12 protein-coding genes and 3 tRNA genes are annotated in these 15,349 nt (G+C 36.1%); 10 read left to right on the forward strand and 5 right to left on the reverse strand.

Annotated features, from left to right (window positions below; genetic code table 11):
- Positions 1-5 precede the first annotated feature (5 nt).
- Positions 6-1,604 (reverse strand): DUF4836 family protein, encoded by a 1,599-nt coding sequence (locus tag HMPREF2660_RS10335; protein WP_083299125.1) that lies wholly within the window; start codon positions 1,602-1,604, stop codon positions 6-8.
- Between the two features lie 213 nt (positions 1,605-1,817).
- Here HMPREF2660_RS10335 and ileS point away from each other — a divergent pair, with 213 nt between their 5' ends.
- The 3 genes from ileS to HMPREF2660_RS10350 are packed head-to-tail and all read left to right on the forward strand — an operon-like array spanning position 1,818 to position 6,273.
- A complete protein-coding gene (gene ileS, locus HMPREF2660_RS10340) occupies positions 1,818-5,225 on the forward strand; it encodes an isoleucine--tRNA ligase (RefSeq protein WP_070487074.1) in 3,408 nt (1,135 codons plus the stop codon).
- A gap of 4 nt (positions 5,226-5,229) precedes the next feature.
- Positions 5,230-5,619 (forward strand): TraR/DksA family transcriptional regulator, encoded by a 390-nt coding sequence (locus HMPREF2660_RS10345; RefSeq protein ID WP_013598514.1) that lies wholly within the window; start codon positions 5,230-5,232, stop codon positions 5,617-5,619.
- A gap of 6 nt (positions 5,620-5,625) precedes the next feature.
- Positions 5,626-6,273 carry a lipoprotein signal peptidase gene (locus HMPREF2660_RS10350; protein WP_070487076.1) on the forward strand — a complete coding sequence of 216 codons (648 nt, stop codon included), beginning with the start codon at positions 5,626-5,628 and terminating at the stop codon, positions 6,271-6,273.
- A 162-nt stretch (positions 6,274-6,435) separates the two neighbouring features.
- Here HMPREF2660_RS10350 and HMPREF2660_RS10355 read toward each other — a convergent pair.
- From HMPREF2660_RS10355 to HMPREF2660_RS10365, 3 genes are all read right to left on the reverse strand, one after another.
- Positions 6,436-6,510 (reverse strand) — tRNA-Val (locus HMPREF2660_RS10355).
- Between the two features lie 43 nt (positions 6,511-6,553).
- Positions 6,554-6,628: transfer RNA gene (locus HMPREF2660_RS10360), tRNA-Val, on the reverse strand.
- A 39-nt stretch (positions 6,629-6,667) separates the two neighbouring features.
- Positions 6,668-6,742: transfer RNA gene (locus tag HMPREF2660_RS10365), tRNA-Val, on the reverse strand.
- Between the two features lie 178 nt (positions 6,743-6,920).
- Here HMPREF2660_RS10365 and HMPREF2660_RS10370 point away from each other — a divergent pair.
- Together HMPREF2660_RS10370 and HMPREF2660_RS10375 are read left to right on the forward strand one after the other, a co-directional pair.
- Positions 6,921-7,718 (forward strand): SDR family NAD(P)-dependent oxidoreductase, encoded by a 798-nt coding sequence (locus HMPREF2660_RS10370; RefSeq protein WP_083299126.1) that lies wholly within the window; start codon positions 6,921-6,923, stop codon positions 7,716-7,718.
- 5 nt (positions 7,719-7,723) lie between these two features.
- Positions 7,724-8,182: a GNAT family N-acetyltransferase gene (locus tag HMPREF2660_RS10375; protein WP_013598517.1), complete on the forward strand. Its 459-nt coding sequence runs from the start codon at positions 7,724-7,726 to the stop codon at positions 8,180-8,182.
- Here HMPREF2660_RS10375 and HMPREF2660_RS10380 read toward each other — a convergent pair.
- Complete coding sequence (locus HMPREF2660_RS10380; RefSeq protein WP_013598518.1) at positions 8,179-9,090, reverse strand: DMT family transporter; 912 nt, start codon at positions 9,088-9,090, stop codon at positions 8,179-8,181. The two genes, HMPREF2660_RS10375 and HMPREF2660_RS10380, sit on opposite strands and share 4 nt — an antisense overlap.
- Positions 9,091-9,223: 133 nt before the next feature.
- Between HMPREF2660_RS10380 and putP the strand changes: the two genes are divergently transcribed.
- The 5 genes from putP (at position 9,224) to HMPREF2660_RS10405 (ending at position 15,344) form a co-directional block, all read left to right on the forward strand.
- On the forward strand, positions 9,224-10,702 hold the full coding sequence (gene putP / locus HMPREF2660_RS10385; protein ID WP_070487079.1) for a sodium/proline symporter PutP: 1,479 nt from the start codon (positions 9,224-9,226) through the stop codon (positions 10,700-10,702).
- Between the two features lie 125 nt (positions 10,703-10,827).
- Positions 10,828-12,609: a DNA mismatch repair endonuclease MutL gene (mutL, locus tag HMPREF2660_RS10390; RefSeq protein ID WP_013598520.1), complete on the forward strand. Its 1,782-nt coding sequence runs from the start codon at positions 10,828-10,830 to the stop codon at positions 12,607-12,609.
- Positions 12,610-12,613: 4 nt separating this feature from the next.
- Positions 12,614-13,429 carry a rhomboid family intramembrane serine protease gene (locus HMPREF2660_RS10395; protein ID WP_013598521.1) on the forward strand — a complete coding sequence of 272 codons (816 nt, stop codon included), beginning with the start codon at positions 12,614-12,616 and terminating at the stop codon, positions 13,427-13,429.
- Positions 13,423-14,316 carry a rhomboid family intramembrane serine protease gene (locus HMPREF2660_RS10400; RefSeq protein WP_070487081.1) on the forward strand — a complete coding sequence of 298 codons (894 nt, stop codon included), beginning with the start codon at positions 13,423-13,425 and terminating at the stop codon, positions 14,314-14,316. The genes HMPREF2660_RS10395 and HMPREF2660_RS10400 overlap by 7 nt, the downstream gene beginning before the upstream one ends.
- Positions 14,313-15,344 carry an endonuclease/exonuclease/phosphatase family protein gene (locus HMPREF2660_RS10405; RefSeq protein ID WP_070487083.1) on the forward strand — a complete coding sequence of 344 codons (1,032 nt, stop codon included), beginning with the start codon at positions 14,313-14,315 and terminating at the stop codon, positions 15,342-15,344. The genes HMPREF2660_RS10400 and HMPREF2660_RS10405 overlap by 4 nt, the downstream gene beginning before the upstream one ends.
- Positions 15,345-15,349 lie beyond the last annotated feature (5 nt).

A 15,349-nucleotide genomic window follows, 5' to 3' on the forward strand; every position in this document is an offset into this window, starting at 1 on the left:
TTTCTCTATAACATTATATTGATATATACTTGGTCAAGTGCCAAAAGAATTGTTTCTAGGGCATTTTTATCCGAATTTTTCAAATGTATTTTCCCTGTCTTGGTGTACGAATCAGTTGCTTTAAGGTCAACAAAATCTAGAATTTCAAACAAAGGTTTTATGATTTTCATCGACGTGAAATTCGTCAAACCATAAAAATTCGTTTGTAAATTTTCTGGATACTGCTGCAGATCGAGATTGAAATATGCGTACAAAGGATATTTTGCATTTTTAGCATATTCACTATCCTTAAAAGTTTCTGTATCTTTAATTTGCAAAGTGAACTTTTTTATTTGTTCGACATTATTTGTCATAAGAAAATACGGTTCTTTTTGAGTGAAATAAATCGAAGGAAGACTCTCTAAACGCAACTCCCAGTAGGTTTGATAAACCTTTATTCGATCAGCATTTTTTTGGATAAAAGCTGTTAAGAAATCTAGATTTTTCATCTCGCTTAGCCAAACAAATTGCGGAATACTGTTTTGCTGGAGCGAAAGAGATTGATGGGCAAGAGAAGCATCTCTTTCGGTAGTTTTTTGGAGGGTCGATTGAAAATCGAAAATGCTAAATAAAGCTGTACCCTGAAAACTGTTTGGGTATTTTTCGAGTTGTATATCAAATTCTTCCAAAGTTTTGTTAATGAGTTTTTGCTCCTTCAGCACATTGTAAATTTGCTCTTCCTGCACCGAAATAAAAAAATTGGCATACGATTGTTTTGGTGCCCAATCGAATAGATCAGACGGTGTAGATTTTCTCCAAAAAGGGAGAGAATCGAGCTGTTTTTTTAGGATGGGATCTGGATGGAATTTTTGAGTAATGGCCAACCCATCATCTACAAAGTTGAGGTGCGTAACCCAATTGTTCCTAGGATATTTTTCAATATCGCTGGTAGAATCTGTAAACTGCCTAAAAAAAGAATTAGTCGTCCAAATACTGACATCTTGTGCCTGCACAACCACATCGTGGAAGCTTGGGTCTTGGTACAACGATTGTTTATTATGGGTAAGATCATGAAAAGTTTTTTTCAGGCTTTCTGTATTGTTTTGGTAAGTACTTGCTAAAAATAGAATCGAGTTTTTGTTCCATCCCACCAAAGGATATTGATAACTCGAGCTGAAATGGAAATCATTTTCTTGATAAAAAGAAATTTCTTTTTCAGAAGAAGCTTGGTGTAAATTTGCTAAAAAATTTTCAAATTTCTTTTTGCTTCCCATTTTCATACTAATCCCAACATATTGTTGTTGGTTTTTTTCCACCATGAAAACAAAAATTTGTCTATTCAGATCAATTCCTATTTCGGTGGGATCTTTTCTTAATGTTTCCCAAAGTTTTGCCGTAGAAGCGTTTTTGGTGGTCAGTGATTCTTCGAAAAGCTGAAAAACTTTGTATTGATCTATCTTCGTAAGGTTAGCTTTGATGGCCAACTGTTTGGGATTGATAATGGCAACTGCCACGGCATCGGGTGGTAGTATGTTTTCGTATTCTACTCCTTTTTTACAACCCAAAAAAAGCATAAAAACCCAGAAAAAGAATACAAAATGAGGTTTGTTGAGGACTGTTTTCATGAAACTAAAATACAATTTTTATGAATTTATCAATGAATAATTTATTGCATTAATAATTAGGTGCAGGTAGATTTATTGTCAAAAAGCTCTTGTTTGGATAGAAAGATTATTAATTTGTAAATTAATGCGTCAGAATAGAAAAATGATAGGATAAAAATGATTAAATCCGTATATTCGCAAATCTTGAAGAAAAAAGAAAATTATTTAAAATAAATGGCCAAGGATTTTAAAGAATATAAGCACTTAAATTTAGTTCAGATTGCAGATGAAACTCTCAAAGAGTGGAAAGAACAAAACGTTTTCGAGAAAAGTATTACTTCTCGAGATGGAAAGGATTCGTACGTTTTTTATGAAGGACCACCTTCTGCAAATGGAAAACCAGGAATTCATCACGTTCTAGCACGTTCGATCAAAGATATCTTTTGTCGTTTCCAAACCCTGAAAGGAAAACAAGTTATCCGCAAAGCAGGTTGGGATACCCATGGTTTGCCGGTAGAATTAGGAACCGAAAAAGAATTAGGAATTACCAAAGAAGATATCGGAACCAAAATTACTATAGAGCAATACAACGAAGCTTGTAAGCGAACCGTAATGAGGTATACTGATTTATGGAACAATCTGACAGAAAAAATGGGGTATTGGGTAGATATGGATGATCCGTACATTACCTACAAACCAAAATACATGGAAACGGTTTGGTGGCTTTTGAAACAAATATACGACAAGGGTTATTTGTATAAGGGGTATACCATTCAGCCCTATTCTCCTAAAGCAGGGACAGGTTTGTCATCGCACGAACTCAATCAGCCAGGGACCTATCAAGAGGTAACAGACACTACCATCGTGGCACAATTTAAGGTCGATAAAAATTCGACCAAACTTTTCGATAATCAAGAAAATGATGTCTACATCTTAGCCTGGACAACAACCCCGTGGACCTTACCATCGAACACAGCACTGACTGTTGGCCCAAATATCGATTATGTAGTCGTAGAAACTTTTAATCAATACACCCACGAACCAATCACCGTAGTATTGGCAAAAGCATTGTTATCTAAACAATTTACGAAACCATATCACCTAACCGAAACCGAAGAAGATTTTACGGATTATACGGCAGGAAACAAAACAATTCCATATAGAATAATACGAGAAATTAAAGGGAAGGATTTAGTAGGAATCCGATACGAACAACTCTTGCCTTGGGCATTACCATACGAAAATGCAGACAATGCTTTCCAGGTAATCCCAGGAGATTTCGTTACTACCGAAGATGGAACAGGAATCGTGCATACAGCGCCAACTTTTGGTGCAGATGATGCTCGTGTAGCAAAAGACGCAGGCGTTCCTCCAATGTTGGTACTAGACGATCATGGAAATGCTGTTCCTTTGGTTGATTTGCAAGGACGTTTTGTAGCTTCACTACCCAAAGGTTATGGAGGTAAATTTGTAAAAAATGAATATTACGATGAAGGACAAGCACCGGAAAAATCAGTTGATGTAGAAATCGCTATTTTGCTTAAAGAACAAAATAGAGCCTTCAAAGTAGAAAAATACAAGCACAGTTATCCACATTGTTGGAGAACCGACAAACCAATCCTATACTATCCATTAGATTCTTGGTTTATAAAAGTCACCGAAGTGAAAGATCGAATGGTCGAACTAAACAAAGAAATCAACTGGAAACCCAAAGCAACTGGAGAAGGTCGATTTGGTAATTGGTTAGAAAACGTAAATGATTGGAATTTATCTCGTTCACGTTATTGGGGAATTCCTTTGCCTATTTGGCGAACCGAAGATGGAGAGGAAGAAATCATTATCGGGTCGGTAGAAGAATTGGTGCAAGAAATAGAGAAATCAATTGCAGTAGGAATCCAAAAAGAAAATCCATTCAAAGATTTTGAGGTTGGCAACATGTCCGAAGAGAATTATGATTTGATAGACTTACACAAGAATGTAGTCGATGAAATTACACTTGTTTCGGCAAGCGGTAAACCAATGAAACGAGAAGCAGATCTGATTGATGTATGGTTCGACTCTGGAGCAATGCCTTATGCACAAGTGCATTATCCATTCGAGAATAAAGAGTTAATTGATAATCATACCATGTATCCTGCAGATTTTATTGCAGAAGGAGTTGATCAAACCCGTGGTTGGTTCTATACATTGCATGCTATTGCAACTTTGGTTTTTGATTCGAAAGCTTATAAAAATGTAATGTCGAATGGCTTGGTGCTGGATAAAAATGGTCAAAAAATGTCGAAAAGATTAGGAAATGCCATTGATCCTTTCGATACACTAGAAACCTATGGTCCAGATGCTACACGCTGGTATATGATTGCCAATGCTCAACCATGGGAAAACCTAAAATTCGACTTGGCAGGAGTAGATGAAGTACGCCGTAAATTTTTCGGTACCTTGTACAATACATACTCATTCTTTGCACTATATGCGAATGTTGACGGGTTTACTTATGCCGAAAAAGAAATTCCAGTAGAAGAAAGAGATGAGCTAGATCAATGGATTCTATCAGAATTAAATACCTTGATTCAACAAGTAGATGAATTCTTCTCTGACTATGAGCCAACTAAAGCAGCACGCGCTATCCAAGAGTTTGTGATAGACAACTTATCCAATTGGCATGTGCGTTTATCAAGAAGACGTTTCTGGAAAGGAGACTACTCAAAAGATAAAATTGCCGCCTACCAAACGCTTTACACAGTGCTAGAAACCGTGGCTATCTTGAGCTCTCCTATCGCACCATTCTTTATGGATCGTTTGTATAAAGATCTAAACGATGCAACAGGGAAAAATGAAGCTACATCAGTACATTTGGCTAATTTCCCTCAAGTAAACCAAGCTTTGATCAATGAAGAGTTGCAAGAACAAACACGCTTAGCCCAATTGGCAACAAGTATGATTTTGTCTTTGCGTAAATTAAGCGATAATCGTGTGCGTCAACCATTGCAAAAAGTAATGATTCCGGTCCTGAACGAAACCATGAAGAATCGTTTATTGGCGGTAAGCGATTTATTGAAACAAGAAGTCAACGTAAAAGAAATACAATTACTGACCAATGAAGAAGCTTCTGATATTTTGGTCAAATCCATAAAACCAAACTTCAAGACCTTAGGTCCTAAATTTGGAAAAGACATGAAAGCCGTGGCTGCAGCAACGGCACAATTAACAAATGAACAAATAGTAGAATTAGAAAACACGGGGTATATTGAGTTAGAAGTCAACGGAGAAAAACATACCATAGAGGTAGATGACTTCGAGATTGCAACGAAAGACATTCCAGGTTGGACAGTTGCTTCCAATGCACAACTCACCGTGGCCTTAGACCTCACGTTAACCCAAGCGCTAATCGATGAAGGGATTTCTCGCGAATTGGTTAATCGAATCCAAAACTTACGCAAAGAAAATGGGTTCGAAGTTACCGATAGAATCGATATCATTATCGAGAAAAACCCTGCAATAGAACAAGCTGTAACGGCAAATATGGAATATGTGCGCAATGAGACTTTGGCAGACAATTTGACCTTTGATACTACAATCGTTAATGGTATCCCTGTGGAAATCAATGATGAGAAGTTACAACTAACAATTCTAAAACACTAATATTATGAGTAAAACAACTGAAGAAAAGATCCGTTATTCAGACAGCGAGCTGGCTGAATTCAAAGCGATTATCGAAGAGAAGTTGGCTCAAGCGCAAAAAGACCTAGAGATGATCCAGGAAACTTTTATGAACGATAAAACCAACGGTACCGATGATACATCTCCTACCTTTAAGGCTTTTGAAGAAGGTTCTGAAACCATGAGTAAAGAACAAAATGCGCAATTAGCTTCGCGACAAGAAAAATTTATTCGCGACCTAAAAAATGCATTAATCCGAATAGAAAATAAAACCTACGGAATTTGTCGTGTAACCGGTAAGTTGATCAATCCAGATCGTTTACGCTTAGTGCCACACGCAACCCTAAGTATCGAAGCTAAAAATTTGCAACGCTAATCGCTTATGTTAAAGAAGGTTTGGCTCGTCGCTTTCATTGTATTGTTCATCGATCAATTATCGAAATTTTATATCAAAACAAATTTCGAACTGCATGAAAGTGTCGAAGTTTTCAAAGGATTTCAATTGGCATTTGTCGAAAATCCAGGAATGGCATACGGAATAGAATTCGGAGGTTTATTTGGGAAACATCTTCTCACCATTTTTCGAATCGGATTGATTGGTTTTATCATCTGGTTTGTAATGAAGTGGTCAAGAAAAAAAGCAAGTAACTTTTTCCTCCTACCGGTCGCCCTCATTTTAGCAGGCGCCATCGGGAATGTAATCGATTGTCTATTCTATGGTATAATTTTCGACAAAGGAACCGTTTACAATGATCAACTCATGAGTTGGGTAGGGTACAATGGACTCGCCAAAGCAAACTTCGATGGCTATTCATCGTTTATGCTTGGTTGCGTAGTCGATATGCTCTATTTCCCGTTATTCGAGTTCGATTGGCCTACTTGGGTACCAATAGTTGGCGGAACGCATTATAAGTTCTTCCAACCCGTATTCAACATTGCCGACTCTGCCATCTTTATCGGAATCGCATGTTTGCTGATTTTTCGTAAAAAAGCCTTTGTTACCAAAACAGGTGAGCATATTCACTTCTAAGAAAATTACTGCAACAAATTACTCAACCGTTCTGCTTTTTGTAGAGCGGTTTTTTATTTCAGAAGGATGAAAGTCAGGACAATAATTTCAGTAGGATGGAATACAGAAAAGCTTAAAAACAAAAAAACCTTACCAAGAATTTGATAAGGGTTTGATAGGTTGTGGGCGAAGAGGGATTCGAACCCCCGACCCTCTGCTTGTAAGGCAGATGCTCTGAACCAACTGAGCTATTCGCCCGAAATTATTTTTAGTATAAAGCAGTTTTCACAAACGTACTTTGTGGGCCCTACTGGATTCGAACCAGTGACCCCCTGCTTGTAAGGCAGGTGCTCTGAACCAGCTGAGCTAAGAGCCCGATGTAAATAATTTATAAAAAAAGAACGCTTCCTTTTTGTGGTCCCTACTGGATTCGAACCAGTGACCCCCTGCTTGTAAGGCAGGTGCTCTGAACCAGCTGAGCTAAGAGACCTTTCTTATTTGGATTGCAAATATAGCGCTGTTTTTGGATTATACAAATCAAAAAGAAGTATTTTATTTTTATTTTTTGTAAAAATTTGATTTTCAGACAAATAAATTTTAAAAAATAATCTATAGAATTCATTTTGTTCTCTTTATCTTTGCTTTCAGAAAATTTATAGAATCCCATCATGCAGCAAAAAGTAATTGTAATCACCGGTTCTTCGGCGGGTGTTGGGCTTACCTTGGCCAATTATTTCCAATCAAAAGGTCATATTGTGTATGGATTGTCGAGAACAATGCATGGTAAAGAAACTTTCCATCATCTTCCGACTGATGTAACAAATAAAGAAAATGTGTACAAATCAATCGAAACTATTTTGCATGAACAAAAAAGAATCGATGTCTTGATTAACAATGCAGGGATTGGTATGTTGGGTGCTGTAGAAGACGCAAGCAAGGAAGATGTGGATAAGCTTTTTAATGTTAATATTTTTGGATCACTTTATACGATTCAGGCAGTTTTACCACATATGAGAGCACAGAAATACGGTTGGATTTTTAATGTTTCTTCGATTGCTAGTAATCATGCATTGCCTTTCAGAGGTTACTATTCTGCCTCGAAATCGGTCATAGATCGTTTAACGGAAGCATTGCGTTTAGAGAATCGTAAAACAGGCGTAGAGATTGCCACTCTAAACTTTGGAGATATTCGTACAAATATTGCAGAAAGTCGTGTTAAAAGTACCGTTTCAGCATTTCATAAAGATAAATTTTTTGCTGTGGTTGAAGAAATTGACAAGGAAGTAGAAAACGGAACTCCACCAGAGAAACTGATTCCTATAATCGAGAAATTATTGAATAAGAAAAATCTGAAACCTCACTATTATATCGGTAAAAGGATGCAGAAATTATCGGTAAGATTGAAATACATGCTAAGTCAAAAACGTTTCGAAAATATTTTGGCTAAATACTCGAAAATGAATTAAAAAAAATGCATTTGGTCTGGAAAATAAAACGATTTGATGAATTATCTGCTTTGGAAATCTACCAGATTTTACAACTACGAGAAATGGTTTTTATCATCGAACAAGCCTGTATATACCAAGATATAGATAACAAAGATTTGGGTTGCTATCATCTTTGGGCCGAGAAAGATGGGCAAATGGTAGCGTATACGCGTTTGGTTCCACCGGATTTATCCTACCCGAATGAAACGTCTATAGGGCGTGTTTTATCGCATCCAAAATATAGAAGGCATAAAATAGGAAGACAATTGGTGACTTTTGCCATAGAGGCAGTTAGCAATCTTTATCCTAGAAACGCAATTCGTATATCTGCACAAGAATATTTGATTCCGTTTTATGAATCTTATGATTTTGTGCAAGTATCGCAAGTGTATATAGAGGATCATTTACCACATGCAGAAATGCTTTTATCCAAAAAACACTAAACTTCTTTTTGTATATATTCTGATTGTTCGATTTCATTTTTCGATTTTTTTTGGATGAGGTAAACACCGCAGAGGATTAATAAAAAACCGACAAAATGCAGCCATGTGATATGCTCACCGACCATTACTCCCCAAGACACAGAAACTATAGGCATGATGTAGGTAACCATCGAAGCAAAAATTGCGCTAGTTTCTTGGATCATTTTGTAGAACAACATCATGGCGATTGCTGTACCAAAAAATCCTAATAAGGTTATATAACCCAAGCTGTTCCATTGTTCTGTACTCCCTGTAAAATTTGTGAAAAAGCCCGATAAAATAAGAACAATAATGGCTGGGATTAACCAAATGGAAAATAAAGCAGTTGATAATTGAAACGATGGTATATCCCTTAGCTTCGAGGTGATGATCAAACCATTAATCCCGTACATGGCAGTTGCCAATACAATCAATAAACTGTGTAACAGGCTATTTTCACCCGACATACCATCAAAACCAATTAAGAGAACTGCACCAGAAAATCCGATTAAAGCTCCTATGATCTGATTTGTTTTGGCAGGAATTGCAAAAAACAATGCACCGAAAAGTAATACAAAAATAGGAACAAGCGAATCGAGAATGCCAGCCATAGAACTACTAACATGAGTTTGGGCTATTGGGAAAAGGAACATAGGTATAAAGTTTCCGTTTGCACCAGCTAATATTACCCAAAATATTTTGTTTCGTGGAATTTTCCGTAAATTCCTAATTCCCCAAATCGATAAAAAACCTGCAGCAATCGTCATTCTCAATGCGCCAACTTGATACGGTGTAAAGGCATTCAGACCTTGTTTGATTAGTATAAAAGAACTTCCCCAAGTAAGCGATAAGACAAGGAGAGTTAACCAATTTTTTAGCGATACTTTCATGTATTTATTTAAAGCTGCAAAGGTCTGAAAAGTTTTTTTAATTACTCTTGCTTTTGTTCTCCTAAAATCAAGAAAATCTCAGTAAACACAACGTTTTTCTTATGAAAGTTTTATCTTCGAAAAAAAACAATCTATGAATACCTTAGAATATATTTCCATCGGGATTTATATGATAATGATGTTGATGATCGGCTTCTACTCTTATCAAAAAACTAAAACTTCGTCGGATGATTTCTTGATTGGAGGAAGGAAAATGGGGGCACTGGTTACAGCGCTTTCAGCAGGCGCTGCCGATATGAGTGGTTGGTTGCTGATGGGGCTTCCTGGTGCTATGTATGCGGTAGGGTTGTCGAGTGGTTGGTTGGCAATTGGTTTAACGATTGGGGCTTTTCTCAATTATGTTTTGGTGGCACCAAGGCTACGAGTTTATTCTGAAGTGGCTGGGAATGCAATTACGCTGCCCGTCTATTTCGAAAACCGATTTAAAGACCAAACACATCTTCTGAAACTTATTTCATCGATTATTATCTTAGTTTTTTTTACCTTATACACATCATCGGGGATGGTTGCGGGAGGTAGATTGTTCGAGTCTGCTTTTGAAGTCGATTATCATTACGGACTATTGATTACCAGTTTAGTGGTGATTATCTATACTTTTTTAGGCGGGTTTTTAGCAGTTAGTTTAACCGATTTTGTACAAGGAATAATAATGGTTATTACTCTTTTGGTCATTCCGATTATCATTGTGATCCAAATCGGAGGAATAGCCGAAACCAAACATTGGATCGATCTTGAGAGTCCAACTAATTTAAGTTGGTTCGAAGGAACCACAACCATCGGGATTTTGTCGCTTGCTTCATGGGGGCTAGGATATTTTGGTCAACCACATATTTTGGTTCGTTTTATGGCAATTGATCAAGTAAAAGATTTGAAAAAAGCTAGAACTGTCGGGATTACTTGGATGATATTTTGTGTAGGAGGTGCCATGCTGATTGGTTTAGTTGGGATTGCTTATATGACCAAGTACCACACTATAATTGATGATCCAGAAACCATCTTCATCTATTTCTCTAGAGCCTTGTTTCATCCACTTATTTCGGGCTTTTTGCTTTGTGCTATTTTAGCAGCGGTTATGAGTACAATATCCTCGCAATTGTTGGTAACTTCGAGTTCGATGACCGAAGATTTTTATCGTTCTTTTCTCAATAAAAATGCTTCACAAAAAACATTGCTTAGGGTCAGTCGACTTTCGGTTCTTATCGTTGCAATAATAGCATTGCTACTGTCGATTTCACCAAACAATTCTATCCTAAACTTGGTGGGCTATGCATGGGCTGGTTTTGGTTCAGCCTTCGGTCCACTAATGTTGTTGAGTTTGCTTTGGAAAAAAACTTCGCGAGTTGGTGCATTGGTAGGATTAATCTCCGGCGGATTAATCGTTTTGTTTTGGATGATTTTAGAACATCCGTACAAAGAAGTTTATGCGATGATTCCAGCTTTTCCGATTTCTTTTGGTTTGATTATTCTTTTTTCTATATTTTTTCCTGACAAGGATGTAGAAATTAATCAAGAATTTGATAAAGTAGGGACCATCATCGAAAAAGAGTATTAATCTTTTTCTATCCAAACCAAATAATTTCCTAAACACTTAGGGAATCGTATGAGTAATCTCTTTTTATAGAGTCGATAAGTTTGTATATTTGTAGATTATCTAAGGACGAAAGCCAAAAAGAATAGATGGGAGATATAATCCAATTATTGCCAGATCATGTAGCAAATCAGATAGCTGCGGGAGAGGTTGTGCAACGACCATCCTCGGTTGTCAAAGAGCTGATGGAGAATGCGGTGGATGCTGGCGCTAGCGAAATAAAAGTTTTAATAAAAGATGCTGGTCGGAGTCTGATACAAATCATAGACGACGGAAAGGGAATGAGTATGACCGATGTTCGTATGGCGTTCGAGCGTCATGCAACATCAAAGATTCGCACTACCGAAGATATTTTTCACATCACAACCAAAGGTTTTCGGGGGGAAGCTCTAGCTTCTATTGCAGCAGTAGCACAAGTAGAAGCAAAAACTAAGTTAACTGATGAAACCTTGGGTAGTCTGTTGGTGATTGAAGGAGGAGATGTACGGGTGCAAGAACCAGTAGTAACGCCCAGTGGAACATCTGTTTCTGTGAAAAATCTTTTTTATAACGTTCCGGCAAGACGTAATTTTCTCAAATCAAATCAAGTAGAGTTTAGGCATATTCAGGATGAATTTCAACGAATAGCTTTGGCGCATGAGGGAATTTCTTTTCAGTTAATTCATAATAATTCTGATGTTTATTACCTGAAAGCAGGAAATCTGAAGCAGCGAATAGTACAGATTTTTGGTAAAAAGATAGAAACCCAATTGTTAGAAATTTTAGAAGAAACAGAAATCGTTAATATCAAAGGTTATGTAGGGAAACCCGATTCTGCTAAAAAATCACGAGGAGAACAATTCTTTTTTGTCAATAACCGATTCATCAAAAATGCCTATTTACATAAAGCAATTACTGATGCTTTCGAAGGTTTGCTACCAAATGGTTATACACCAAGTTATTTTTTGTATTTAGAGTTGGATCCTTCTAAAATAGATATCAACATTCATCCAACCAAAACAGAAATAAAATTCGAGGAAGATACCAAGATTTTTCAGCTGTTACGTTCGGCAATCAAGCACAGTTTAGGGCAATTTAATGTTGTTCCTTCTCTTGATTTTGATCAAGATCCTCGGTGGGCTTTTATCAATCATCCGAAAGATAAACCAATCGTGGAGCCAAAAATTATGGTTTCTTCGGATTACAATCCGTTTGATAACCCTTTTACACAAACCAAACCTACGCCAACAACCATCCAGGCAAATCTCGATTTTTACCGAGAAAGTGAAATCTTGACGCAAGAAAATACTCCAACCGAAGCATTGTTCGAGTTGGATTCTGAATTACCAACCCAAATTTTGCAATGGAATTTGCGTTATTTGGTAGTAGAACATTTGGGCGAATTGTTGGTTATTGATCAGCATAGAGCGCATCAAAAAGTATTGTATGAACGTTTTCTGCGAACCAAAACAGATCATGCTTTGGCACAACAATTATTATTCCCAATCGAGTTAGAGGCATCGCCTGTGAATATAGAACGTATAAAAACAATCGAAAAAGAATTAATTCTTTATGGTTTTGATTTGTGTTTCCGAGAAGAAATGATTTTGGTCAATGCAATTCCGGTCGATGTAGATCAAAGTCATGTGGCCGGTATTTTTGCTGATTTTATTGCAGAACTAGACTTCAGTCAAGGTGTAGATTTTGAGTCTTCTTTTGCTAAAATTTTCGCAAAAAATGCAGCAATAAAAAAAGGAGAAATTCTGAAGAAAGAACAAATGGTAACTTTGGTTCAACAATTGCTGATGCTTGATTATCCGAATTTTACACCCTACGGAAAACCGGTTTTTATAAAAATGAATCTTCAAGAAATAGAAAAAAAAATAAATTAATCGAATGCTCAATAGAATTCCTGTAATCACTAAAAATATATTGATAATCAATGTACTGTTTTTCTTGGCAAAATATATTTTTGCTAGCAAAGGATTGGATCTCGATATGGTTTTTGGAGCTTTTTATCCAGAATCGCCCAACTTTAGATTTTGGCAGGTTTTGTCGCATATGTTTATGCATGCAGATTTTACACATATCCTATTCAATATGTTTGGTTTGTGGATGTTTGGCTCGGTTGTAGAGCAAACAATTGGTGCAAAAAAATACTTAGCAATGTACTTATTGGCTGGTTTTTGTGGTTTTGCTTTATTTAACTTATCTACCTATTTTCAGTTAACCGAAGTGAAAGATTCTTTATCGATGATAGATTTGGATCTTATCAAACGTTCTGCATACGAAGCTGGGCAAGGAATTATGCATAGTAATGGTACGAGTGAAGAAATTGTACATATAAAAAATCAAGAATTGAATACTTTAGAAAGTAAACTAAATAATATCCAGCTTACAAAATCTATTGCAGATAATATAGTGCATTTATTTAGCGCGTATACCACAGCAATGGTAGGTGCGTCTGGAGCTATATATGGTTTGCTCGTCGCTTTTGCAGTTCTGTACCCTGAGGCAAAACTAATGATGATTTTTTTACCAATTCCGATCAAAGCTAAATATTTTATACCGATACTTATCGTTTTAGAGTTTTATATGGGAATTGCAAATTATAGTTGGAATCCTGTTGCACATTTTGCACATTTAGGAGGTGCATTGGTAGGTTATTTGTACATTAGAAATTGGAAGAAAAATCAATTTAGAAGATGGTAAATGGCATATTAGATGAATTGAAATTGAAATATAAGTCTGGCAATATCGCAACGAAATTGATTTATATCAATATTATCTTTTTCTTTACGATATTGATAGTTGGCTTTGTACTAAAGAAAATTTTTCCATCTTTCCAGATCGATAATATTATAGCACTTTCCAGTCAACCCAATGCATTAATTAAGCACCCTTGGAGCATTTTTACTTATGCATTTTTACATGGCGAACTATGGCATTTGTTCCTCAATATGCTGTTGTTATATTATATTAGTAGCATGTTTTTACGCTATTTTAGAGATCAAGACTTCCTTACTTTTTATATTCTTGGAATCTTAGGCGGTGCTTTATTCTACTGTTTGTTTGCGGGTTATTTTTCGTCAGGATCAAGTTATTTAGTAGGTTCATCAGCTGCAATATATGCTACTTTTTTTGGTCTGGTATCTTATAATCCTAAAATACCAGTTCGATTGTTGTTTTTCCCCAATAGCTTCCCTATACTCTATATTGCTTTCTTTTTATTAGGCTTGGATGTGTATCAGATAATAGATGGTCGTAATTCTGGCGGAAGTTTATCTCATTTTGGAGGAGCTGCTGTTGGGTATCTGTATATGAAACAATTCGAAAAAGGAAATGATTTTATAGGACAACGAATTAGAGAAATAAGAAATTTCTTCAATCAGAAGAAAAAGACTACCTTTAAAACCTATACCAATCAAACAACAAACAAACCAAACGAGCAAAAAAAATCTCGAGAAGACTATGAGTTTAACGCACAAAAAGTAGCTAAACAACAAAAAATAGATGCAATTCTCGATAAAATTTCTCGTTCGGGTTATGAAAGTTTGACCAAAGAAGAGAAAGATTTTTTATTTAGAGAAGGACGATGAAACAAGGAAAAGGCTTTCAGTTAAATTTTTTCAATAAATTCCTTTTGTTTTTCAATGGGGTATTTTTGTTAATGGCATATTCTGTTTATCTCAATCGTTTTTTTGCACCTTCAGAAATCCCTTATTTCAATTTTATTTCTATTGGTTATCCTTTTATATTTCTTGTTGCATGTCTTTTTGTCGGGTATTGGCTTATCGTTAGTTGGCGATATGCCCTAATTGTGTTGGTAGCATCTTTTGGTGTACTCAATATTTTTACTTATTCTTATCCGATAGGCTTATTCCAAAAGAAGTCTAACGCAAAACCAAATCTCAGTGTGATGTCGTATAACGCACATTTCATTCGGGATGATGGAACCGATCAATTTATAGCCAAAAATTTGGCAGATATAATGATGTTTCAAGAAGCATACGAAAAGAACTTCAAATCAATAGAAAAAGAATTACAGTCCTATTATAGCGAACATTACGGCTTAATAGCTTTTTTTAGTAAATATCCTATTATAGAAACCAAACAAATAAATTTTCCTACTCAAAATAATAAAGGAACTGCCGCTTATGCAGATATCGATACAGGGAAAGACACAATACGTTTGGTAAATATATATATGGAAACGATGGGAGTTGATAAAAATCTAGTGAAATCGACTATCGAAGCCGAAAACTCTGCACAAGTAGAAGAGAAAACAAAAAAAATAGAAAATAAGTTGATTGCAGGAATGCTGATGCATGAAAAACAACTCAAAGAAATTATGCCATATATCACCAAAAGTCCGTATCCTGTATTGGTAGGATGTGACTTGAACGCCACACCCGCATCCTATGAATATCAACAACTAAATGCCTATTTGTATGATTCTTTCTTGCAAGTAGGAAAAGGAAATGCGACGACTTTTCATGGTTTTCGTTTTCCGATTCGGATTGATTATTTGTTTCATTCGAAAGAATTTATTCCTATTGATGGAAAGATTATCCGAAAAAAGTTTTCTGATCATTATCCCGTTATCGTACAATATCAATTACCTTAAAACCT

The organism is Weeksella sp. HMSC059D05 (genome assembly GCF_001809725.1).
Taxonomy (GTDB): Bacteria; Bacteroidota; Bacteroidia; order Flavobacteriales; family Weeksellaceae; genus Weeksella; species Weeksella virosa.